The organism is Stenotrophomonas sp. GD03958, assembly GCF_029839005.1.
GTDB classification, from domain to species: domain Bacteria; phylum Pseudomonadota; class Gammaproteobacteria; order Xanthomonadales; family Xanthomonadaceae; genus Stenotrophomonas; species Stenotrophomonas hibiscicola.
Window position 1 is genome coordinate 20,204 of the sequence record NZ_JAOBZT010000009.1, and the last position, 23,117, is coordinate 43,320.

The window sequence follows — 23,117 nt, forward strand, 5'->3', positions numbered from 1 at the left end:
CGCCTACTCGCCCGCTGCACCGGCCGGGGCACCCGGACGACGGCGGCGACGGCGGCGCTTGCGCGGCGCTCCGCTCTCGTCATCGCCTTCTTCGCTGTGCATCGCATCCAGCGACGACTCCAGCTCACGCCCGGACTGCGCCTGCGCTTCGCGCCAGAACTCGACATCGGCGGCGTGCTCGGACGACGCCACCTGGCGCAGGCTGAGGAAATCGAACGCGGCACGGAAGCGCGGATGGGTCAGGGTGCGGAACACGCGCTTGCGCTGGCGCGAGCTGAAGCGCGACTGCAGCAGCCAGATTTCCTGCATCGGCAGCGAGAAGCGGCGCGGCAGCGCGATGGTGCTCAACTGCTGCACGGTGACGCGGTCGGCGGCGCGGCGCTGCGCCTCTTCCGGTGCCACGCCCTGCTTGAGCAGGGTCGCCTGTGCACGGCAGAACGCCGGCCACAGCAGCAGCGCGAACAGGAACGCCGGCGAGACCGGTTCGTCGTTGGCCACCCGCGCATCGGTATTGGCCAGGCCCTCGACCAGCATGCGGCGCAGCGCGCCGGTGCGGTTGGCTTTCAGCGCCTTGGCGCTTTCCGGGAACAGCACGTCGAGCAGGCCGTAACGCTCAAGGCCTTCGAAGCTGGCCACGCCGTGTCCGGACAGGAACAGCTTGAGCACTTCCTCGAACAGGCGCGCTGGCGCGGCTTCGTTGAGCAGGCCGGCCAGGTGCGGGATCGGCGCGGCAGTACCCTCTTCGATCTGGAAGCCGAGCTTGGCCGCCAGGCGCACCGCTCGCAGCATGCGTACCGGGTCTTCCTGGTAGCGCTGCACCGGGTCGCCGATCAGCTTCATCAGGCGCGCCTGCACGTCCTCGAAGCCACCGGTGTAGTCGCGCACCGAGAAATCCTCGATGGCGTAGTACAGGGCGTTGCAGGTGAAGTCGCGGCGGACGGCGTCGTCCTCGATGGTCCCGTACACGTTGTCGCGCACGAGCATGCCGTTTTCCATCTCGCGGTCGCCGCTGCCGTCATCGCTGTTGGCGCGGAAGGTGGCGACTTCGATGATTTCGCGGCCGAACACAACGTGGGCGAGGCGGAACCGGCGGCCGATCAGGCGGCAGTTGCGGAACAGCTGCTTGACCTGTTCGGGCGTGGCGTCGGTGGCCACGTCGAAATCCTTGGGTTGGCCATTGACCAGCAGATCGCGCACCGCGCCGCCGACAAGGTAGGCGCCGAAGCCGGCATCGCGCAGGCGATAAAGCACGCGCAGGGCGTTCGGGCTGATGTCCTTGCGGGAGATCGTGTGCTGGTCGCGCGGGATGACGCGCAGGCTGAACGGTGATGTAGCAGGGGAAATGATGTTGGCGCTTCCGGTTGAAGTTTCGGGATTGCCCAATGGCATCGAGGTGCATATACTAGCGCTCCTGCCTCGGCAGCGACACAGTTACGCTCCCTTCGTCTAGTGGTTAGGACGTGGCCCTCTCAAGGCTAAAACAGGGGTTCGAGTCCCCTAGGGAGCGCCAGTCGCCGCAGCAGGAACCGAAAAAGCCCGCCTTGTGCGGGCTTTTCTGTTTTCCGGGATTGCAGTGATTGCGGTCGGGTTGGTCGCTTTGGCGCCTCCCTGCAATCGGCTTGAGCCGGTGGGGTCACCCAGGTCAGGACACGCCGTAAACCCATCCATTGGGGGCTCGATGGCGCCATCCATGGCGCCAACGTTCCTGCCCTGGGTGACCCCACCGGCTCTGGACGGTTTCCCGCCAGCTGCGGCAACAACCGACCAGCGCTTCGCCGCATCCGCACGCACCATGAAACTGTCAGGAGGGGGCAGGCCGCCCTCTCCAGGACCGTTGGCGCCATGGATGGCGCCATCGAGCACCATGGATGGGCTCTTGCGTGTCCTGGAGAGGGCGGCCTGCCCCCTCACACTCTGGACAAGCAGGCGCCAACGGAACGCAACCGAAGCCAGTCGCCGTCAGCCTTCCATCTGCTCCAGCTCCTTGCCCTTGGTCTCGCGTACGTAGCGGACCACGAAGAAGATCGAGAGGATGGCCGCCACCGTATAGATCCCGTAGGCCCCGGCCAGGCCGATGCCCGCCAGCAGCATCGGGAACGTCACGGTGATCGCGAAGTTCGAGGTCCACTGCGCCGCACCGGCGACGGCCAATGCCGGGCCGCGGATCTGGTTGGGGAACATTTCACCCAGCATCACCCACATCACCGGGCCCCAGGACATGTTGAAGAACACCACATAGACGTTGGCCGCCACCAGCGCCAGCCGGCCCATGCCGTCGGACAACTGCAGTCGACCGTCGGCGAGACTGCCACTGGCGAACGCGACCACCATCAGTACCAGCGCTACCGACATGCCGACCGAGCCGATCCACAGCAGCGGCTTACGCCCGATGCGGTCGATCAGCAGCACCGTCAGCAGACAGGCACCGATGCTCAGCGCACCGGACAATACATTGATCAGCAGCGCGTCGCTTTCCGAGAACCCCACCGCCTGCCACAGCACCGCGCCGTAGTAGAACACCACGTTGATGCCGACCAGCTGCTGGAACATCGCCAGGCCGATGCCGACCCAGAGGATCGGGCGCAGCCTGCCGGTGACCTTGTCGCGCAGGTCGGCGAAGCGTGGCTTGTGCTGGTCCTGGGCCAGGCTCGCCTCGATCTCGGCCTGCTTGGCCGTGGCTGCGGCCTCGCCGTACAGCCGCGCCAACACCGCCCTCGCCTGCTCCGGGCGCCCCTTCACGACCAGGAAGCGCGGGCTCTCGGGAATCACCAGCAACAGCAGCAGGAACAGCCCCGATGGCAGCGCCTGCATCCAGAACATCCAGCGCCAGGCCTCATGGCCCAGCCATAGCGGCTCGGTCGACGCCCCAGCGGCACGGGCCAGCAGGTAATTGCTGAGGAAGGCGGCGAACAGGCCGCAGATGATCGCCATCTGCTGCACCGTGGCCAAGCGCCCGCGATAGCGCGCCGAGGCCACCTCGGCGATGTAGGCCGGCGACATCACGCTGGCCGCGCCCACCGCGAAACCGCCCAGCACGCGCGCGGCGATGAACAGCCAGGAAGCGTGAGCGGCACCGGCGCCCAGCGCCGAAACCAGGAACATCAGCGCCGACACGATCAGCACGCCTCGGCGACCCAGGCGATCCCCCAGCCAGCCTGCCAGGAAGGCACCGACCGCACACCCCAGCAGCATCGAAGCGACTTCGAAACCAAGCGCCGCCTCGCTGGAGTTGAAGGCCTGGCGAAGGCCGTCGACCGTGCCATTGATGACACCACTATCGAAGCCGAACAGGAATCCACCGAGGGTGGCCACGCAGCTGATGAGGACGATGAATGCCGTGTTTTCGCCGCCGCGGGAGGCGATGCCGGGTTGGCGCTGGGACATGGATGAACCTGTTGGGAAGGGAGGCCGGCCATCCGACGCAGCCGGCTGACCCGCAGCGTCGCACAGGCCTTGCCCTGCCGCCAATGTCCGCCACGGCCGCGCCTGCCAGGCGCCCGATTTCCGCCCCGCGCCGACACTGGGGGCCAACCTGTTCTAGAATTGGCGGGTTCAGGAATCGATCCGCCCCCAGCCCATGCCCTTTGTCGTCACCGAAAACTGCATCAAGTGCAAACACACCGATTGCGTGGAAGTGTGCCCCGTGGATTGCTTCCACGAAGGCCCGAACTTCCTGGTGATCGATCCGGATGAGTGCATCGACTGCACCCTGTGCGAACCGGAATGCCCGGTCAACGCGATCTTCCCGGAGGACGATGTTCCTGCCGGCCAGGAGAGTTTCGTCGCCCTCAACGCCGAGCTGGCGAAGGAGTGGCCGGTGCTGACCGTGCGCAAGGACCCGCCTGCCGACGCCGGCGAATGGGATGGCAAGCCGGACAAGCTGAAGCTGCTGGAACGCTGAAAGGCGCCCACAGCGACAACGAAAAGGGCGCCATCGGCGCCCTTTTCTGTTCTTCGGCAGGTGCCAACCGCAAGATCCGGCATCTGCCAACCGCGCGATCTGGAATCCATCAACCGCGCCGTCCGGTAGCTGCCAACCCTGGTTGGCACAAAAGCGCCGACCAAGGTCGGCCTCTACCAGAGCGGGTGCGGACCAAGGCCCGCACCCACCCGACCAGCCCTTACTGGGCCAGCTTCGCCTTGAGCGCGGCGATCAGCTTTACCGGCGCTTCGGCCGTGGCCGGCAGGCCGCGCGGGTCCACCGCGGAGATATAGGCGCCGGCATCGACGGCCACCACGCGGACCAGGAAGTTGCTGCCTTCGTAGGCCACGTCATACGAGCCCAGCAGCTGCGCGCGGCTGGCGATGGTCACGCCTTCCACGCCTTCCAGCGCGGTGCCGACCTTGGCGAAGGCCTCATCCTTGCCACCGGCGATGGTGAAACCCGTGTTGCCCACGGCCGGGGCCGCAGCCACCGGGGCCGCCGGCTTGGTCGCCGAGGCAAGGGTCGGCACCTTGTTGTCGCCGGTGGTGGCCGGCAGGTTCAGGTCCGGCGGCACTTCCAGCGGACGCATTTCCGGGGCCAGGGCGTAGTCGCCCTTGACGCCGCGCTTGAAGCAGCCGGTGGTGCCGGCAGCGACCGCCACAGCAAGCAGGGCATAGGACAGCACGCGGACGGTGGAAACGGATTGACGCATGTGAATCTCCTGGGTCAGACCAAGACGGAAGGTCAGTGGCTGGAAAGGGCTTCGAGGGCGGCGATGTCGCCGGCAAGGTGGTCGGCGGCCGCATGGTGCGGCGCCGACAGCGGCAGCAGCGGCAGGCGCAGGTCATGGCCGACACCGATGCGGCGCAGCAGCGCCTTGACCGGAATCGGGTTCGGTTCAACGCCGCAGAAATCGTGGAACGGCTGCAGGCGCGCGTCCCAGGATTCGGTGGCTGCATGGTCGTGCGCGGCGGCCAGTTCGCACATCCGGCGGTAGGCACCCGGAAGCACGTTGGAGCCCACGGAGATCAGGCCATCGATGCCGGCCCGGATCGAGCGCGCGGCGGTGCCGTCATCGCCACTGAGGACCGCGAACTTCGGGCTGCGCAGCGCCAGCAGCGCCTGCACCCGGCCGGTGTCGCCCACCGCCTCCTTGATGCCGACGATGTTGGGGTGGCTGGCCAGTTCGGCCACGGTCTCCGGCTGCATGTCGCAACCGGTACGGCCGGGCACGTTGTACAGCACGACCGGCAACCCGCCCTGGTCGGCGACCGCACGATAATGGGCAATCAGGCCGGCCTGGGTCGGCCTTACGTAAGGCGGGGTGACCACCAGTGCATGGCTGGCGCCAAGCGCGGCCGCACGACGGGTCTGTTCGATGGTTTTGGCAGTACCGGACAGGCCGGTGCCAGCCATGACCGGGATGCGGCCGCCAATGCGTTCGACCGCGCTGGCCAGCAGCAGGTCGTACTCGGCATCGGTGAGGGTTGCCGCTTCGCCGGTCGAGCCGGCAACGACAACGCCATGGACGCCACCTTCCAGTTGCAGGTGCAGCAGGCGCTGCCAACCGTCGGGATCGAGGGCGCCGTCGGCCCGGAACGGGGTCGCCAGCGCGGTGATGAGGCCGGAAAGGGACAAGGACGTGCTGCTCTTGGCTGGAAAGGGAAAACGCCCGCCACGAAAGGCCGGGGGCGACCTGAATGTTACTTGCGGCGCGAAAGCACGGGCAAGTATGCTGGACACCGGTGGATCCCCGCCTCTGGCGGGCATTCAGACTCACGCATGCATTACCCGGAATCGCCTTGACCGACACCACCCCGCGCCCCGCGCCGAGCGAAAACCACCTCCTGATCAACGCCTACACGACGCATCCGGAGTCCCCCCTGCTGCCCGTCACCCGCCGCATCGCCGACAGCGGCTGCAATCTGGTGGACGCACGCCTGGCCACGGTCGGCCGCGACGTCTCGGTCACCGCCCTGGCCACCGGCTCCTGGGACTCGGTGGCCAAGCTGGAGGCGATGCTGACCCGGCTGGAGCGCGAGGAAGGGCTGAAGCTGGTCTGGTACCGCACCGCCGCCAAGCAGGCGCAGTCCAACCTGCTGCCCTACATCGTCGAGGTGATCGCCGCCGACAAGCCGGGCATCCTGTTCCAGCTGGCCGATTTCTTCGACCGCCAGGGCATCACCATCGAGAACCTGCAGAGCACGCGCTACCGCGCCATGCAGACCGGTGCGGAAATGTTCAGCGCACAGGTCACCATCGGCGTGCCGGCCAACATGCATATTGCCGCGCTGCGCGACGATTTCCTTGAGTTCTGCGACCACCTGAACCTGGACGCGATCATGGATCCCATGAAGTTCTGATTCTTCGCGCGTCTCTCACGCGCGCGTGGCGTTTCATGTAGCTGTAATGGCAAGAACCCAGGCTCGACAGAAGGACCTCATGAACAACGGCGACACCCTGGACAGCACTACCCTCTCCCTGCCGCTGGCCCTGTCCGGCGGCGACCACGCCACCCTCGGCGACTATGCCGGCCAATGGCTGGTGCTGTACTTCTATCCCAAGGACAGCACGCCGGGCTGCACCACCGAAGGCATCGACTTCAACGCCCTGCTGCCGAAGTTCAGGAAGGCAGGCGCGGTGGTATTGGGCGTCTCGCGCGATTCGGTGAAGTCGCACGACAACTTCTGCGCCAAACAGGGCTTCAACTTCCCGCTGGTCAGCGATGGCGACGAAGCGCTGTGCAGCGCCTTCGACGTGATCAAGATGAAGAACATGTACGGCAAGCAGGTACGCGGCATCGAACGCAGCACCTTCCTGATTTCCCCCGACAGCCGCATCGTGCAGTCCTGGCGCAAGGTCAAGGTTGCCGGCCATGCCGATGCCGTTCTCGCCGAACTGAAGGCCTCCCAGTCCAAGTGAGTCCCACTGCCTACCGTGTCTGCCATCACCCTGCCCCGCTGCAGGCCGTGGTGGTTTTTCCCTGCCCGTAACCAGGAATCGACGATGACCCGAGGCAAGCGCATCTACGTGCTGGATACCAACGTGCTGATGCACGATCCCACCGCGCTGTTCAAATTCGAGGAGCACGACATCTACCTGCCCATGCAGGTAATCGAGGAGCTGGACAACGGCAAGAAGGGCACCTCCGAAGCCAGCCGCAACGCTCGCCAGGTGAGCCGTTTCCTCAACGAGCTGGTGCAGGAATCCGGCCTGGACAACCTGGCCGACGGCATTCCACTGCAGCGTCCCAATGGCCTGCAGCTGCGCGGCAAGCAGAGCGCCGGCAAGCTGCGCTTCCAGACCAGCCATTTCGACGCGGGCAAGAGCTTTGGCAAGGTCATTCCGGACAATGCCATCCTCGGCGCGATCCTGGCCCTCAAGGAAGAAACGCCGGACCTGCCGGTGGTGTTCGTTTCCAAGGACATCAACCTGCGGATCAAGGCCGCCATCGCCGGCATCGTGTCCGAGGACTACGAGAACGACCGCGCACTGGACGATTTCAGCCTGCTCTACACCGGTGCCACCGAGCTGCCCGAAGACTTCTGGAAGCGCCACGGCGAGGATCTGCGCAGCTGGAGCGACAAGGGCCGCAGCCATTACGAGATCCAGGCGCAGGATGGCGAGGAGTGGTACCCGAACCAGTACGTCTACCTGCCCGGCGAAGACGAAGTCGAACTGCGCGTCAGCCGCGTGGTCGGCGACGGCAAGGTAGTGCTGTCGCTGGTCGATGATTTCCGCCACGGCAGCCATGCCGTGTGGGGCATCAGCGCACGCAACCGCGAGCAGAATTTCGCCCTCAACGCACTGATGGACCCGGAGATCGACTTCGTCACCCTGCTGGGCACCGCCGGTACCGGCAAGACCCTGCTGGCACTCGCCGCCGGCCTGGCGCAGACGATGGACCAGCAGCGCTACCGCGAGATCATCATGACCCGCGCCACGGTCAGCGTTGGCGAGGACATCGGTTTCCTGCCGGGCACCGAGGAAGAGAAGATGACGCCGTGGATGGGCGCGCTGACCGACAACCTGGAAGTGCTCACGCACAACCAGGAAGGCGGCACCTGGGGCCGCCAAGCCACCAACGACCTGCTCGCCAGCCGCATCAAGATCCGCTCGATGAACTTCATGCGCGGCCGCACGTTCCTGTCACGCTACCTGATCCTGGACGAGGCGCAGAACCTCACCCCCAAGCAGATGAAGACGCTGATCACCCGTGCTGGCCCCGGCACCAAGATCGTCTGCCTGGGTAACGTCGAGCAGATCGACACCCCGTACCTGACCGAAACCACCTCGGGCCTGACCTACGCGGTGGATCGCTTCAAGAACTGGCCGCATAGTGCGCACATCACCCTGCGCCGTGGCGAACGCTCGCGCCTGGCCGATTACGCTTCGGAGGTGTTGTGAACCGCTGCACCCGCCTGCTGCTGCCCACGGCTGCGATCGCCCTCGCAGCCGTGCTCGGCGCCTGCACCACCACGCGCGGCCCGGCCAGCGTGCCGACCGCCGAACGTACCGGACAATCCTGGGTGGTCACCCGCCCGATCATCGCCGCGCAGGTGCTCGACACCTGCTCGCGGCCCAGTCCAGGCCGCGAGGCGGGCCGGGTCAGCGGCTACTGGGCACCCAGCCGGCAGCAGATCGACCAACTGGAAGCACAGCTCTCGTCGCTGCAGGCACAGGTCCCGAAGGTGCTGGACTTCGACCGCCAGTACGTCGGCATCGAAAGCGCCGGCAAGCGGCTGATCTACGTCAACGCCTTCCACCTGCCCGATGGCAGCGGCATCAATCCGGCACGGGAAGCGATCCGCGTCTGCGACGGCGGCACGCAGTTCTGGGGCGCGGTGTTCGACCCCTCCAGCAATACCTTCAGCGAGCTGCAGTTCAACGGCGGCTTCGGCGGGCCCTGAGGGGCCTTGCCGATGGGAATACGCCTGCCCACCTGGGTCTGGATTGGTGCGGTCGCGCTCTCGTGCGTGGCCGGCATGGTCAACGTGGTCGGCTTCCTCGGCTTCGAGCATCAGGCGGTCAGCCACATGACCGGCAGCACCAGCCAGCTGGGCATGGCGCTGGCGCAGGGCGACTGGCGCGCGGTCGGCCATCTGTGGGGGCTGCTGATCGCGTTCTCACTGGGTGCGATGCTCAGCGGCCTGTTGATCCAGGACAGTACCCTGCAACTGGGCCGACGCTACGGCGTGGCGCTGGCCTTGGAGTCCGCGCTGCTGCTGGTGGCCATTCCGCTGTTCGAACGCCACCAGATCTGGGGCGCACTGGCCGCCGCCATGGCCTGCGGCCTGCAGAACGCGATGGCCACCACCTTCAGCGGCGCGGTGGTACGCACCACCCATCTCAGCGGCATGTTCACCGACCTCGGCATCGGCCTGGGCCACCTGCTGCGCGGATTGCCGCTGCAGGTACGACGCCTGACCCTCAGCGGCCTGATCATCAGCGGCTTCCTGGCCGGCGGCATCCTCGGCGCCTGGCTGTTCATGCGTTGGCAATATGACGCCCTGCTCGCCCCTGCCCTGCTGACTGGCCTGACGGGCCTGGGCTATGTGCTGTACCAGCAATGGGCACGTTGGCGGCATTGAATCAAGGACATCGGCGCATGGCGTGGATCTACCTTCCCCTGCGCGACCACGGCACAATCGCGGAATGAGCCCGACCACTCCCGTTTCCGCCCTCACCATCGCCGGCTCCGACTCCGGTGGAGGGGCGGGCATCCAGGCCGACCTGAAAACCTTCGCCGCGCATCGCGTGCACGGCCTCTCCGCAATCACCGCACTGACCGCGCAGAACACGCGTGGCGTCATCGCCGTGCATGTGCCGCCGATCGACTTCCTGCGCGCGCAGCTGGAAGCCTGTTTCGACGATTTCGACATTCACGCGGTAAAGCTGGGCATGCTGGCCAACGCCGGCGTGATCAACGCCGTTGCTGACGCACTGGAGAAGCATCGTCCGCCGCACGTGGTGCTGGACCCGGTGATGGTCGCCACCAGTGGGGCGCGCCTGCTGGAAGACAGCGCATTGCAGGCCATGCGTGAGCGCCTGATCCCGCTGGCCACGCTGATCACCCCCAACACACCGGAAGCAGAACTGCTGGTCGGACGGAAGATCAGCAATGGCGATGACGCTGAGCGCGCGGCGTCAGCCCTGCTCGATCTCGGTGCCGGTGCCGTACTGCTGAAAGGTGGCCACCTGCAGGAAGGCAACCGCGTAATCGACCGCTACTTCGACGGCGTCAGCAACGAAGAATTCATCCACGCCCGCCTGCCACTGGATGCACATGGCACCGGCTGCACGCTGGCTGCGGCCATCGCCGCGCAGCTGTGCAATGGCCTGAGCCTGGCCAACGCCTGCGAAGCCGGCATCGATTACGTCGCACGCAGCCTGCAGCGGAGCCATGCCCCTGGTCGCAGCGAGGTGCGGGTGCTCGATCACTTCGGCGCGGCACCACACGCATGAACCTGGCGCCGCGCATCCTCGCCGTACAGTGCGACGACGGCCATCGCTACGAAGTGATTGCCTGCGTGCCCGCGCACCCCATTGCGCGCCTGCTGTGGCTGCCGGCACTGGGCGTGGCCGCGCGCCACTACCTGCCACTGGCTTTGGCGCTGGCGGCGAAGGGCGTGGCGGTGTACCTGCACGAGTGGCGCGGCAACGGCAGCAGTTCGCTGCGCCCATCGCGCGCGCTGGACTGGGGCTATCGCGAGGTACTCCAACAGGATCTGCCGACCAGCCAGGCCGTCCTGGCCGCAGCGGATGACGAAGGCGACGCCCTGCCCTGGATCATCGGCGGCCACAGCCTTGGCGGGCAGCTGGCCTGCGTGCATGCCGGCCGCAACCCGCAGCACTTCAACCGGCTGTGGCTGGCCGCCAGCGGCTCACCGTTCTGGCGCGGATTCCCACCACCGCGTGGCTGGCTGCTGCCGCTGGTCTACCGCTTCCTGCCATGGATCGCACAGCGCCAGGGCGTGCTGCATGGCCGTCGCCTCGGCTTCGGTGGCACCGAAGCGCGCGGGCTGATCGCCGACTGGGCGCGCGTCGGCCTGAACAACCATTACGCCGCCGTCGGGATGGACGAAGACCTCGATGCGCAGATGGCGCGTGTGCATGGCAGCGCACAGGCGGTGCTGATGGAGCACGACTGGTTGGCCCCCACCGGATCGATGCAGACGCTGCTGGCGAAGCTGCCGAATGTGGACGCGCAGCTGCGCGTGCTGTCCGCGCAGGAACTGGGCACGCGCGCCGATCATTTCGCGTGGCTGAAGGCCCCTTATGCCGTGGCTGACAGCTTTTTCATTCAGTTGGATGAAAATTTTCACAAAACTGTTGACGGTACGCGCCGACATCCGCATAATTCCGCTCCTGTCGCAGGGCGCCCGTAGCTCAGTTGGATAGAGTACCTGGCTACGAACCAGGCGGTCGGGAGTTCGAATCTCTCCGGGCGCACCACTCGACAGGTTTCCGGCATCCGCCGCTGGAAATGCAGTAAAATTTGATTGTGTACCGCGCGCCCGTAGCTCAGTTGGATAGAGTACCTGGCTACGAACCAGGCGGTCGGGAGTTCGAATCTCTCCGGGCGCACCATACACAGTCAACACAACAAGTTTATGTAATTGGCGCCCGTAGCTCAGTTGGATAGAGTACCTGGCTACGAACCAGGCGGTCGGGAGTTCGAATCTCTCCGGGCGCACCATTACACCGAAACAGCAGGCCTCGGCCTGCTGTTTTTTTATGTGTGTTTTTCGGCAGGGCTGCGCCCTGCACCCGCCGAAGCAACAGCTATGGCCGAAGCAACAGCAACAGCAACAGCTGGTGTTCCGTGGGTTGGCGGGGCGGCATGGACAGGCAGGACACGCCGTAAACCCATCCATGGGGGCTCGATGGCGGCATCCATGCCGCCAACGGTCCTGCCTGCCCATGCCGCCCCACCTCTGACAGATTTCCGCGATCTGATGGATCCACGCCATGCGTGGATGAATCTCCATCGAGTTCGAGTATTTCGATAATTGATCGAAGAGCATCCACGCATGGCGTGGATCTACCGTGTCGACCAAGGTCGACACCTACCAACAGCAGCGGGACTCTGTCGAAGGCGGGGTGGGTCCGGTTGCGGGAGTGTCCGCGGCATGGATGCCGCGGCCAAGCCCCCATGGACGGGTTTACGGCGTCTCCCGCCACCGGACCCACCCCGCCATCCCTCAGGAAACCCGCTTTTGACGTTGACGTCGCTTTGGCCTCTGCGGGTGCAGGGCGCAGCCCTGCAGAGAGAATCCCTTACCTGAACAGGCCTTTTTGCGCGAGGTCTCAGCCATCGGTTAGACTAGGTAGGTCTGCAGCGGCCGTCCGTTTCCCTCCGGGACCGCCGGCGACCAGGGTCCGCCCTCTTCGCCCGCCCCCACTCCGACGCCGTTCGTCACGCATTCCAGCCGGCGCTTCGTGCCGGCTGCACCCAACTTCTCGCAGCGCGGTTCACGGGAACGCTCCGAGTCAGCCGATCACTTTGATCTGCCCCCGTCTGTCCGTTCGGACAGGCGTTTCTTGTACCTGGAGCAATCTCAATGTCTTTTGAATCGCTGGGCCTGGCGCCCTTCCTGCTGCGTGCGCTTGCCGAGCAGGGCTACGAAAACCCGACCCCGATCCAGCAGCAGGCGATCCCGCTGGCGCTGGCCGGTCGCGACCTGCTGGCCGGCGCACAGACCGGTACCGGCAAAACTGCCGCGTTCGGCCTGCCGTTGCTGCAGCACCTGGGCACCGCCTCGCAGGAAGTGCGTGCCGGCCCGCGCAAGCCGCGTGCGCTGATCCTGGCCCCGACCCGCGAACTGGCCACCCAGGTGCATGACAGCCTGCGCGGCTACAGCAAGTACCTGCGTATCCCCAGCGCCTGCATCTACGGCGGTGTCGGCATGGGCAACCAGCTGGACATCCTGCGCCGTGGCGTGGACCTGCTGGTGGCCTGCCCGGGCCGCCTGATCGACCACCTGGAGCGTCGCAGCGTCGACCTGTCCGGCATTGAACTGCTGGTGCTGGACGAAGCCGACCGCATGCTCGACATGGGCTTCCTGCCGTCGATCAAGCGCATCCTGGCCAAGCTGCCGAAGCAGAACCGCCAGACCCTGCTGTTCTCGGCCACCTTCGAGGACAACATCCGCCAGTTGGCGCTGGAGTTCATGCGCAACCCGGAACAGATCCAGGTGACGCCGAAGAACACCGTGGCCGAAACCATCACCCACCGCGTGCACCCGGTCGATGCCGGCCGCAAGCGCGACCTGCTGCTGCACCTGCTGGCGCAGGACAGCCGCGAGCAGACCCTGGTGTTCGCCCGTACCAAGCACGGCAGCGACAAGCTGGCCACGTTCCTGGAAAAGTCGGGCATCAAGACTGCGGCGATCCATGGCAACAAGAGCCAGGGCCAGCGCCTGCGTGCGCTGGGCGACTTCAAGGCCGGCCGCGTGACGGTGCTGGTGGCCACCGACATCGCTGCGCGCGGCATCGACATCAACGAGCTGCCGAAGGTGATCAACTTCGACCTGCCGATGGTGGCCGAGGACTACGTGCACCGCATCGGTCGTACCGGCCGCAACGGCGCGACCGGCCAGGCGATTTCGCTGGTGGCGCAGGATGAAGTGAAGCTGCTGCGCGCGATCGTGCGCCTGCTGGGCCGCGACATGGACATCCGCGATGTACCGGGCTTCGAACTGCAGGTTCCGATCCGCTGGGGCAACAGTGCGCCGGGCAAGGCCGAGCACGATACCGGTGAGCGCGCACCGCGCAAGAGCCACGCGCGCCGTCCGCACGGTGATGCGCCGCGCCATGCGCATGCCGGCCCGAAGAAGGCCGGCGGTGGCCGCCGCGAAGGCGGTGGAAATGGCCAGCAGCGTGCAGGTGCCGGCCAGGGCCAGCGCCGTGGCGGTGGTGGCAATGGTGGCGGCCGTGGTCGTGGCCAGGGTGGCGGCGGTGGTCGCGCTGGCTGATCCCAGCTGACACGGAGGGGGCTTCCCGCTGCGCGGGGGGCTATCGAGGGACGGCGCTGACGCGCCGTCCTTTTTTTTGCCGGCTACCGTGGGTGAAAGCACGCGGATGGTTTGGCTTGGGGCGGCGCAGGGCGCAGTGGGTGAGATCACCAGCGCCTACTTCTCCCGCAGGGTAGCCGGTAGAAGAAAGATCAAATTCAAATTCAAATTCAAAAGCCGAAGCCGCAATTCCTGGCTTTGCCTTTGCCTTTGCCTTTGCTTTTGCCCTTGCTCCCGCCTTGGGGTCTGATGCGTCCGCGCCCGCAGGAAACTGTCCTGGGAGGCAGGGGGCCTCAGCCAGGACCGTTGGCGCCAAGGATGGCGCCATCGAGCCCCCATGGATGGGTTAACGGCGTGTCCTGGCTGAGGCCCCCTGCCTCCCAAGCACAACAACAACTCGGCGCCAAACGCCTCAACCCCGCGCCTTACTCGGATTCACCAGATTCCCGAAGAAGATCGCGTTGATCAACAACCGGTCCGTGCCGTGCCAGTACTTGCGGTGCGCCGGGTCATCGGCAAACAGCACCACATTGCCCTGCCCCTGCGCCGACACCAGCACCCACGCGCTGCCCGCCACCCGCGCGCGGTTGCGCTCGGAAAGATAGCCATTCACCCGCGGCGGTGTGTCGATGCGTACCACCGTCGAGAACGGATTCGTGCTCGGCTGCAGCGTCACCGTGCTCTCCTTGTTGATCGCCAGTTGCCGGCGCGGCACGCCAAACGCCAGCGGATGACTGGTGTCCACATCGGCGCTCAGGATGTTGCCGCTGACCCGCTCGATCGCGGCGATGTCGCGCTGGTCACCGAATGCACGGCGGCTCTCGTCGGCAGTCTCTTCTTCCTTGCCGAGCTTCTCGCCGTCGGCCAACTTCTGCTCGATCGCCCACTTCGATGCACTGCCGTAGGTCACCAGCGAGCCACCCGCCTGCACCCAGCGCTTCAGCGCAGCCACCGCCGTGGTATCGACGCCGGTGTAGGTCCCCCCGGACAGCACGATCGTGGTGTAGCGGTCCAGGGACACTTTGCCCAGCTGCTGCGGGTCCAGCTTGCTGGCAGGCAAATGCAACTGCTGGTCGAGCAGGAACCAGGCCGAGCCGATCTCGGTGGCGGCCACGCCCTCACCCATCACCAGCGCAACCGCGGGTTTGCGCAGCGCCTTGACGCCGTCACTGCCCAGATCGATGCCTTCGCGGCTGCGGCCACTGGACAGCGCGTGCACCTGCACACCTGCCTCGCGCGCGGCCGATGTCACTGCCTCAAGCAGCGCCGCGCCCTGCAGCGCTTGCCCGGCAACCGGAATCACCAGGCTGCCGGCGGCGAAGCTGACGTCGCCCTGCGCGGTCGCGGTGGTGAACGGCTGGAATGCTGCACGTGCGCTCACGCCTTTGCCCTGCAGCGCGGCCAGCGCGCGCCCGGCGTTGTAGTCGCGCCAGTCGATCGCGTAGGCGAACCCGGCCTGGCCACCCAGCACCGCGCCCTGCTGCGCCGGCAACGCAGTCACCCGTGTGCCGCCTTCAATACGGCTGCGGCTACCGGCGAAGGCCACGCCGTAGGCCGGTGCGATTGCATAGCTGGTGCTGCCGTAGAACACGTCGCCCTTGATCGGCGGCGTCTCGGCAAAGATCGAATGCACCAGGCGGAACTGCGCCTGCTGCACCTGCACCACGTAGGCGCTGCCGGCATCGAAGCGCTGCCCATCGACGGTGACTGCACGCTCCAGCGCACGTACCTCGATGCGATGCAGCAGCAACAGTTCCAGCAGGCGGCGGGTCAGTGCCGGATCGTGCGCGTCGCCGAACACGAAGCTCTTCATCGGCTGCTGTGCGGCCTGCTTCAGCGCGCTCTGGAAGAACTGCTTCTGCAGGTCGAACAGGCCACTACGCTCGGCCACTGCACCACGCACCGTGCCCAGCCCGGTGGCGACCTGGTTGCGGATGGTGAACGGGAAGGTCAGCAGGCCATTCACCGATTCCTGCACGCGGCCACGTGAACTGGCCTGCTCGACGGTGACGCCGACCGCGCCGTGGAAGTCCGGATAGGTCGAGCCGTACACCGGCGAGAAGTTGTCGAAATTCTCGCCGGTGTAGTACAGCGAACCCAAGGCATCCAGCGCCTGCGCGTGGTACTTGGCCAGGGTCTTGTTGAACTCGTACGACGGCGCCGGAATCAACGGGCTGTGCATGCTCTTCGGCGAAGGCTCGAAGTAGTACGTGCTGTCCTTGCCCATTTCGTGGAAGTCGATCTGCACGTTCGGGTACCACTGGTGGAACACCTCCACCTTCGGCCGCGAGTCCTGCTGGGTCAGGGCCAGCCAGTCGCGGTTGAGATCGGTGAAGTAGTGGTTGGTGCGGCCCTGCGGGAACGGCTCGACGTGCTCCTTGTCAGCCGGGTCGGCCGAGGCCGGATCGGAGGCCCACGCGTTGTGCCAGTTGGCGGCGCGATCGCGACCGTCCGGATTCTGCGCCGGGTCGAACAGCACCACCGCCTGCTGCAGCCATTGCTGGGTCTCGGCACTGCGGTTGGCCACCAGGTAGTAGGCGGTCAGCATCGCCGCCTCGGCGCTGGAGGTCTCGTTGCCATGCACGCTGTAACCCAGCCACACCACCACCGGGCTGTCGCCCGCCGCACTGCGCGGCTGCGCCGGATCGACCAGGGTCGCGTGCTGCTGGCGGATCTGTTCCAACCGCGCGTGGTTGCCGGCAGCGGTTACCGTGGCGATCAGCAACGGGCGGCCCTCGTAACTGCGGCCGATCTCGCGCACGCTGATCTTGTCCGAGCGTTTCGCCAGTTCCTGGAAGTACGCCACCAGCTGGTCGTGCCGGGTGTAACGGCTGCCGATCGGGTAGCCGAGGAACTGCTCGGGTGTGGGAATGGACGTATCGAACGCGGCCGCGTCGACGGCCTGCGGGAAGAAGTACGCGCTCTGTGCCTGCGCTGGCTGCGGGCAGGACAGTGCGGTGGCGGCGGCGATCAGCAACGGAAGAACGGCACGACGATGCAAGGACACGGTGACTCCCCAGGACACAACGGCAGACGGTCGCGCGGCCGGCTCCCTGAAGAAACCGGCCGCAGCGGATGGATCAGAAGCGGTAATCGAAGCCCAGCGTGAAGTAGCGGCCGCGCAGGTCGTACTGGCTGAAGTCGTATGGCGCGCGGATGCCCGGGAACGAAGCGTCGTACGGCGGCGTCTTGTCAGCCAGGTTCTGCACCTTGGCATACAGCGTCAGCTTGTCGATGCCGGTGTAGCCCAGGTACAGGTCGTACTGGCTATAGCTGCCGACGCGCTGCTGCACGGCCTTGGCTGCGGTGCTGGCTTCCTGGCGGTAGCTGCTGGTGTAGTACCAGGTTACTGCGGCGTTGAAATCACCGTACTTCCAGTCCAGCGTGGTGGTGGCCTTGTCCTTGGGCAGGGTCGCGCCCAGGTTGCTGCCGGCGTAGTCCACCAGCGGGCCACCGACCACGGTCGGGCGACGGTAGTCGCGCACGTGGGTATAGGCCGAGGACACGGTGAAGTCACCCAGCGCCGCGGTCGGGATGCGCTGGCGCAGTTCGACGTCGATACCCGAGGTCTTCAGCTCGCTCAGGTTCTGGTAGCGGTTGTAGACCGCCTGCAGCTTGCCGCGCTCATCGCGCTGCACCGCGCCAGCCACGTTGTCGTTGACCAGGGTCTGGGTATTGTTGGTGCCGACCAGGTTGTCCAGCTGGATGCGGTAATAGTCCACGCTCAGGTTGGTGTTGGCCCACGGTGACAGCACCACGCCGAAGTTCACGCTCTTGGTTCGCTCCGGCTTCAGTGCGTTGTTACCGACGGTGAAGAAGGTCGGGTTCTGGCGCGAGCCCGGCACGTCCGGATCACGCGGATCAACCACGCTGCCGTAGGCGATGCTGGTGCTGTTGGAGTTTTCCGACAGCGACGGTGCGCGGAAGCCCTTGGAAGCGGACGCACGCACCAGCAGGACATCCAGGGGCTGCCAGCGCAGGCCGATCTTCGGCGAGAACGCATCGCCGAAATCATCGTAGTGATCAGCGCGCGCGGCGGCGGACAGCTCCAGCGTCGAGGCCAGCGGCACGTTCACTTCGGCGTAGGCCGCACTGACCTGGCGCTTGCCGTGCACTTCAGCAATGGCCGGGCGCACCTGCAGGCCGGCATCGATCTGCCATGGGTTGTTGGAGTCGAGCTTTTCGCGGCGCCACTCGGCACCGGCCGCAAAGCCGATCTCGCCGGCCCAGGTATGGCCCAGGCTGCCGGAAATCTTCGCATCGATACCCTGCAGCTTGGATTCGGCCGGACGCAGCGTGGCGATGTTGATCGAATCACGCACCGACTGCGGCGTGGCCGCCGGGTTGAGCAGGTTGTAGCTGCCCGTGGCCAGCGCATCGGCCAGCGCCCAGCGGTTGGCGAAGCCACCGGACACGCTCTCGCGCTCGCTGCTGCGTGCACCGAACGCGGCCACTTCCCAATCCCACGACGCGGTGGTGCCACGCAGGCCGAACACGCCGCGGTAGGCGGTGGAACGGTTGGTCTTGATCGTGCCGCCGAGGTCGAAGAAGGTGTACTCGATCGGGATCGCACGGCCGTACGGGTTGTACGGATTGTTGGCCGGCAGCAGCGACGACACCGGCTCGGCCAGGCCGCTGTTGGCGTTCAACGCGAAGCGGCCGCTTTCCAGGGTAAAGAACGGGCTGCTGCCGAACCAGGCGGCGCTCTTGATCTGGCTGTACAGCACTTCGCCAAAGGCCTCGACGTTGTCGTTCAGGCGGAAGGTACCGTTGGCATAGGCCTGGTAGCGCTTGGTCGAGGGAATCAGCGTGGTGAACGGCGCCTGGTTGAAGCCGCAGGTATCACCGGACAGGCCATCGATCGGCGCGCTGGCAACGCGGGTGGTGCCGGCCGGGCAGTTGCCGTTGGCATCGAGCATCGGCACCGAGACGCCGTTGACCAGGTAGCGCGCGCCCTTGGCCGACCAGCCGTTCCAGCGGCCACCCGGCTTGTCGGTGTAGATGCCGCTCCTGGTCAGGTTGCGTTCGTCCTGGTCCAGGCGCTCACGGTTGTACCCCTGCAGGCTGAAGAGGATGTTGTAGCCATCGGTGTCCAGATCACCGAGGCCGCCGACGAACTTCAGGTTCTGCTCGTACAGGCCGCCCTGGTCGGCACCGCCGAAGCTGCCGCCGATCTCGGCGCCTTCGAAGTTCTGCCGGGTGATGATGTTGACCACGCCGGCCACGGCGTCGGAGCCGTACACCGCCGAGGCGCCGTCCTTGAGCACCTCAATGCGCTCGACCGCGACCAGCGGCAGCGCATTGAGATCGACGAAGGTGTCGGACAGGCCACCGGCCGGGAAGCCGTAGTTGGCCAGCCGGCGGCCGTTGAGCAGCACCAGCGTGTTCTTCTGCGACAGGCCGCGCAGGCCGATGCCGGCCGAGCCGGACGCCCAGCCATTGTTGGTGGTTTCGTTGGCAGCGTTGCCGGTGTTGGCCGAGATCGAGCGCAGCACGTCGGCGACGGTGGCCTTGCCGGTCTGTTCCAACTGCTGGCGGCCGATCACCTGCACCGGGTTGGAGGCCTCGGTATCGGTGCGCTTGATGTTGGAACCGGTGACGCGCACGGCGGCCAGGGTGCTGGCTTCGCCACTGGCGTCGGCGGAGGTTTCGGCGGCGGCGGACAAAGGCGCGGCCAGAGCGACGGCCAGGGCCGCCACGAGCAGGGTGTGCTTGGGCATGACGATGTGGGGGAGGTGGAAAGGGCGACGTAGTTCCGCAGTAGTCCATGCCTGGCCGGGGTCCGGCCAATAACATCTCTTCATACGGATATAAGAGAAACTATCATCTCTTCATCCGGATGGAAAGAATTAATTCACGAAAGCCCAACAACCGCTCAGGATGGCCGGCCACCTGCGGCGTACAATCGCGCCATGGAAATCTTCAAAGTCTTCATGCTCGAGGCGGCGCACCGCCTCCCCAACGTGCCGCCGGGGCACAAGTGCGCGCGCCTGCATGGCCACTCGTTCCGGGTGGAACTGAAGGTCGAGGGCGAGCCCGGCGCGCAGACCGGCTGGATCATGGACTTCGGCGACGTGAAGGCGGCTTTCCAGCCGATCTATGACCGCCTGGACCATCACTACCTCAACGACATCCCCGGCCTGGAGAACCCGACCAGCGAGAACCTGGCGGTGTGGATCTGGAACGAACTCAAGCCCAGCCTGCCGGCGCTGAGCGAGATCACCGTGCACGAAACCTGCACCTCCGGCTGTCGCTACCGCGGCCCGACGGCCTGATCAACCCATTGATCTGAAAGGCTTTTCAAAGGCGCCCTGAGCGCCTTTGTTATTTTTGTTGCATTGCCGCATCAACGGCGTATGCTGCAATGCATCAAGCCACTCCCTGATGCCCCCCATGGCCGCCGCCTTCAGCGATCGCTTCAGTGATGCCACCCGTCAGTTCGCCGCCGCCGCAACGCGCGCAAACCGATTGGCGTTGGAGAACGCGGAAAGCATGTTCGGCGTGCAGTTGAAGGTGATGGAGCGCAACCTGACCGCGACCGGCGGCTGGCTGGGCGAACTGGCCCGCAGCGACGACGCGGCCGGGATGCTCAACAAGGGCGCACAGCTGTGGCAGGACAACCTGCAGCGGCTGGGCCAGGCCCAGCAGGACGTGGTCGGTCTCGGCCTGGTGGCCAGCAAGGCGTGGTCCGAACTGGTGCAGGGTTACAACGAATAAACGGCGGACGCGAGCAACCACTGACGCGACGCAACGCTCATTGCGTGGGTCCCTCCCCCCATGCAATCCGGACCCGGCAGATCCCTCCCTCTGCCGGGTCTTTTTTTGCCTGGCGTCCGGATTCCGGAGTGCGTCTTCGTCCGATGTCTCTGCGAACTGAGGGGCCCCGCCGGGACAGGCAGGGGCCTGGGCAAATGTCCCGGCGCCGGCCGTTGGCCGCCACCTCCTCCTTTACTTTGCCCAGACCCCCGCCCGCCCCGACGAGGCTCGGCTTACGGCAGGTAAAGCGCAGCGCTCGTGGCGCCTTTCAACGAGGCGCCGACGAACTCCGAACGCCGGGCGGATGCCCTTGCGTACGAAGTAAAGGGGGAGGTGACGGCCAACGGCTGGCGCCGGAGGACATTCGTACGCAAGGCATCCGCCCGGCGCCACGCAGAATGAACCCGCCGCACGCGATGCAGGAAGGGCTCAGCGCCCGCGACCATCATGCCAATGCTGGTGCCACGCCTGGAACATCAGCACGTTCCACAGGTGCGTGTGCCACTTGCGCTCGCCGCGCAGGAACGCTTCCCAGATGCCGCGCACGCGTGCCGCATCGAAGCAGCCCTGGTTGCGAAGCAGCTGCGGGTCCAGCAGCGCCTCCGCCCAATCGCGCAACGGACCGGCCAGCCAGCGCGCCATGGGCGGGCCAAAGCCACGCTTGGGACGGTACACCAGCAGCTCGGGCAGGTAGCGTGCCAACAGATTCTTCAGAATGAGTTTGTGTTCGCCATCGCGGTACTTCAGGTGCTGCGGCAGGCGCCAGGCCAGGCGCACCACCTCCATGTCCAGCAACGGCGCACGGGTTTCAACGCCCGCCGCCATGCCCGCGCGATCAACCTTGGCAAGGATGCCCTCGGCCAGGTCCATGCGGAAATCCAGCAGCTGGATGCGCGCCTCGGCCGGCAGCGCCGTGTCCTGCTGCTGGAAGATCGTCAGCGGCTCACGCGCACCCAGCACTACCTGCGCCGGCTGCCGCCAGCGGGTCACGCGCTGCAGGTAATGCCCCTCCACATCGTTGGCAGCCACCTCGGCCACCAGCGCACGCCAGCCCCCCAGGCGGCCGCGCTCGGGATTCATCCGGTTGCCGCTGCGTCGCGCCAGGTCCCGCACCCAATCCGGCAAGCCACCGCACAGTCGCGCAATGCGCAGCGCGCGGCCGTAGCTGGGGTGACCGAAGAACAGCTCATCGCCGCCGTCACCGGTCAGCGCGACCGGCTTGCGCGCCCCCAGCAGTTCACTGGCCAGCAACGTCGGCAGCTGCGAGGCGTCGGCGAACGGCTCGCACCAGACCTGCGGCAGCCGCTGAAGCAGGTCCAGTCCCTGGCGCGCGTCCATCCGGTGCAGGTGGTGCTGCACGCCGAGATGCCGCGCGACCTGCGAGGCCCAGTCGCTCTCGTCATGGCCGGGATCGTCGAAACCGACCGTCCATGCCTCGATCGGGAGGGTCGACTGCGCCTGCATCATCGCGGTCACCAGCGACGAGTCGGTGCCACCGGACAGGAACGCGCCGCAGGCCAGTGGCGAATGCATGCGTGCGGCAATGGCCTTCTGCAGTACCGTCTCCAGCTGGTCGGTAGCCTGCTCCAGGCTGGGTGCCGGCCGCAGGGATTCCTGCAGTGCGCTGTGCATCGCATCGCGTGCGCACCAGTAGCGTGAGCCGCCCTGGGCGGCCTGGCTGGAACCGCCAGCCGCATGGTCATTCAGATCGATGCGCAGCGTCGCGCCGGCCACCAGCTTGTGGATACCGCGGTAGATGGTGTGTGGTGCCGGCACATAGTCATGGCGCAGCAGCAGGCTCAGCGCATCCTGGTCGATGCCAGGGGCAAATCCGGCGAAGGCCTGAAGCGCCTTCAACTCCGAGGCAAACAGGAACTGGCCCTGGTACCAACCGTAGTACAGCGGCCGCTCGCCGACCCGGTCGCGGGCCAGCCACAGTTCGCGCGCCTCCCGGTCCCACACACTGAAACCGAACGCGCCCTCGATGCGCGACAGCGCCCGCTCCACGCCCCATTCGACGATCGCCTGCAGCAGCAGCCGCGCATCGCTGCAACTGCGTGGCAGGTCGCGCAGCTGCGCCTGCACGTCACTGCGGTTGTACAGGCGGCCGTCCAGGCACAGCACGTAGCGACCGCAGTCCGAGCTCAGCGGCTGTAATGGCGTATCGGTGGGCGCCCGGCAGTGGCCCAGTGCCAGGCCGGCCCCGGCGTCGGTCCAGTAGCCAATGCGGCCCCGGCCGCGCTGCTGCAGGGCGCGCAGCATCGGTGCCAGGCGCTGCAGCAGGTGTTCGTCCTCGGCAGGTGGCAGCCAGGCCCCGACCACGCCACTCATCGGGCACCTCTGCAGCGGCAGCGGCGGGACGGGTTCAGCAGGTAGAGGGCGGGCGACATGGGAACGGCACGCGGAGCGGAGGAGACTCC

General features: G+C 66.4%; 18 protein-coding genes and 4 tRNA genes. 15 read left to right on the plus strand and 7 right to left on the minus strand.

Going from position 1 to position 23,117, the window contains the following annotated elements:
- Positions 1 to 3: 3 nt before the first annotated feature.
- Positions 4 to 1,389, minus strand: coding sequence for a polynucleotide adenylyltransferase PcnB (gene pcnB / locus N5C25_RS04515; protein ID WP_251103285.1), 1,386 nt, complete (start codon positions 1,387 to 1,389; stop codon positions 4 to 6).
- Positions 1,390 to 1,435: 46 nt separating this feature from the next.
- Here pcnB and N5C25_RS04520 point away from each other — a divergent pair.
- Positions 1,436 to 1,510 (plus strand) — tRNA-Glu (locus N5C25_RS04520).
- Between the two features lie 449 nt (positions 1,511 to 1,959).
- Here N5C25_RS04520 and N5C25_RS04525 read toward each other — a convergent pair.
- Positions 1,960 to 3,384 carry a sugar porter family MFS transporter gene (locus tag N5C25_RS04525; protein ID WP_279936515.1) on the minus strand — a complete coding sequence of 475 codons (1,425 nt, stop codon included), beginning with the start codon at positions 3,382 to 3,384 and terminating at the stop codon, positions 1,960 to 1,962.
- 193 nt (positions 3,385 to 3,577) lie between these two features.
- Here N5C25_RS04525 and fdxA point away from each other — a divergent pair, with 193 nt between their 5' ends.
- Positions 3,578 to 3,901 (plus strand): ferredoxin FdxA, encoded by a 324-nt coding sequence (gene fdxA / locus N5C25_RS04530; RefSeq protein ID WP_004153066.1) that lies wholly within the window; start codon positions 3,578 to 3,580, stop codon positions 3,899 to 3,901.
- Between the two features lie 220 nt (positions 3,902 to 4,121).
- Here fdxA and N5C25_RS04535 read toward each other — a convergent pair whose 3' ends face one another.
- On the minus strand, positions 4,122 to 4,637 hold the full coding sequence (locus tag N5C25_RS04535; protein WP_046986015.1) for a hypothetical protein: 516 nt from the start codon (positions 4,635 to 4,637) through the stop codon (positions 4,122 to 4,124).
- A 32-nt stretch (positions 4,638 to 4,669) separates the two neighbouring features.
- Positions 4,670 to 5,563 carry a 4-hydroxy-tetrahydrodipicolinate synthase gene (dapA, locus tag N5C25_RS04540; protein WP_019661178.1) on the minus strand — a complete coding sequence of 298 codons (894 nt, stop codon included), beginning with the start codon at positions 5,561 to 5,563 and terminating at the stop codon, positions 4,670 to 4,672.
- Positions 5,564 to 5,727: 164 nt separating this feature from the next.
- Between dapA and N5C25_RS04545 the strand changes: the two genes are divergently transcribed.
- From N5C25_RS04545 to N5C25_RS04595, 11 genes are all read left to right on the plus strand, one after another.
- A complete protein-coding gene (locus N5C25_RS04545; protein WP_019661177.1) occupies positions 5,728 to 6,288 on the plus strand; it encodes a glycine cleavage system protein R in 561 nt (186 codons plus the stop codon).
- 79 nt (positions 6,289 to 6,367) lie between these two features.
- Positions 6,368 to 6,847, plus strand: a complete 480-nt coding sequence (locus tag N5C25_RS04550; RefSeq protein WP_019661176.1) for a peroxiredoxin — start codon at positions 6,368 to 6,370, stop codon at positions 6,845 to 6,847.
- A gap of 84 nt (positions 6,848 to 6,931) precedes the next feature.
- Positions 6,932 to 8,332 carry a PhoH family protein gene (locus N5C25_RS04555; protein WP_019661175.1) on the plus strand — a complete coding sequence of 467 codons (1,401 nt, stop codon included), beginning with the start codon at positions 6,932 to 6,934 and terminating at the stop codon, positions 8,330 to 8,332.
- The gene (locus N5C25_RS04560; protein WP_058982741.1) at positions 8,329 to 8,835 is read left to right on the plus strand and encodes a hypothetical protein; all 507 of its coding nucleotides are present in this window, start codon (positions 8,329 to 8,331) and stop codon (positions 8,833 to 8,835) included. The genes N5C25_RS04555 and N5C25_RS04560 overlap by 4 nt, the downstream gene beginning before the upstream one ends.
- A 12-nt stretch (positions 8,836 to 8,847) precedes the next feature.
- Complete coding sequence (locus N5C25_RS04565; RefSeq protein ID WP_019661173.1) at positions 8,848 to 9,516, plus strand: YoaK family protein; 669 nt, start codon at positions 8,848 to 8,850, stop codon at positions 9,514 to 9,516.
- A gap of 64 nt (positions 9,517 to 9,580) precedes the next feature.
- Positions 9,581 to 10,390 (plus strand): bifunctional hydroxymethylpyrimidine kinase/phosphomethylpyrimidine kinase, encoded by an 810-nt coding sequence (thiD, locus tag N5C25_RS04570; protein WP_058982738.1) that lies wholly within the window; start codon positions 9,581 to 9,583, stop codon positions 10,388 to 10,390.
- Complete coding sequence (locus tag N5C25_RS04575; RefSeq protein ID WP_279936516.1) at positions 10,387 to 11,313, plus strand: alpha/beta fold hydrolase; 927 nt, start codon at positions 10,387 to 10,389, stop codon at positions 11,311 to 11,313. The genes thiD and N5C25_RS04575 overlap by 4 nt, the downstream gene beginning before the upstream one ends.
- Positions 11,304 to 11,380 (plus strand) — tRNA-Arg (locus tag N5C25_RS04580). The genes N5C25_RS04575 and N5C25_RS04580 overlap by 10 nt, the downstream gene beginning before the upstream one ends.
- A gap of 58 nt (positions 11,381 to 11,438) precedes the next feature.
- Positions 11,439 to 11,515, plus strand: a tRNA-Arg gene (locus tag N5C25_RS04585).
- 32 nt (positions 11,516 to 11,547) lie between these two features.
- Positions 11,548 to 11,624 (plus strand) — tRNA-Arg (locus N5C25_RS04590).
- An 865-nt stretch (positions 11,625 to 12,489) separates the two neighbouring features.
- A complete protein-coding gene (locus tag N5C25_RS04595) occupies positions 12,490 to 13,902 on the plus strand; it encodes a DEAD/DEAH box helicase (protein WP_019660948.1) in 1,413 nt (470 codons plus the stop codon).
- Between the two features lie 451 nt (positions 13,903 to 14,353).
- Here N5C25_RS04595 and N5C25_RS04600 read toward each other — a convergent pair whose 3' ends face one another.
- Both N5C25_RS04600 and N5C25_RS04605 read right to left on the minus strand, forming a co-directional pair.
- Complete coding sequence (locus tag N5C25_RS04600) at positions 14,354 to 16,948, minus strand: M14 family zinc carboxypeptidase (RefSeq protein WP_279936517.1); 2,595 nt, start codon at positions 16,946 to 16,948, stop codon at positions 14,354 to 14,356.
- Positions 16,949 to 17,021: 73 nt separating this feature from the next.
- Positions 17,022 to 19,661 carry a TonB-dependent receptor gene (locus tag N5C25_RS04605; protein ID WP_279936518.1) on the minus strand — a complete coding sequence of 880 codons (2,640 nt, stop codon included), beginning with the start codon at positions 19,659 to 19,661 and terminating at the stop codon, positions 17,022 to 17,024.
- A gap of 192 nt (positions 19,662 to 19,853) precedes the next feature.
- Here N5C25_RS04605 and queD point away from each other — a divergent pair, with 192 nt between their 5' ends.
- Both queD and N5C25_RS04615 read left to right on the plus strand, forming a co-directional pair.
- Positions 19,854 to 20,216: a 6-carboxytetrahydropterin synthase QueD gene (queD, locus tag N5C25_RS04610; protein WP_005407953.1), complete on the plus strand. Its 363-nt coding sequence runs from the start codon at positions 19,854 to 19,856 to the stop codon at positions 20,214 to 20,216.
- A 118-nt stretch (positions 20,217 to 20,334) separates the two neighbouring features.
- Positions 20,335 to 20,658, plus strand: coding sequence for a phasin family protein (locus N5C25_RS04615; RefSeq protein WP_058981075.1), 324 nt, complete (start codon positions 20,335 to 20,337; stop codon positions 20,656 to 20,658).
- A gap of 468 nt (positions 20,659 to 21,126) precedes the next feature.
- On the opposite strand, the gene asnB is transcribed toward N5C25_RS04615, so the two are convergent.
- Positions 21,127 to 23,028 (minus strand): asparagine synthase (glutamine-hydrolyzing), encoded by a 1,902-nt coding sequence (gene asnB, locus N5C25_RS04620; protein WP_058980658.1) that lies wholly within the window; start codon positions 23,026 to 23,028, stop codon positions 21,127 to 21,129.
- Positions 23,029 to 23,117 lie beyond the last annotated feature (89 nt).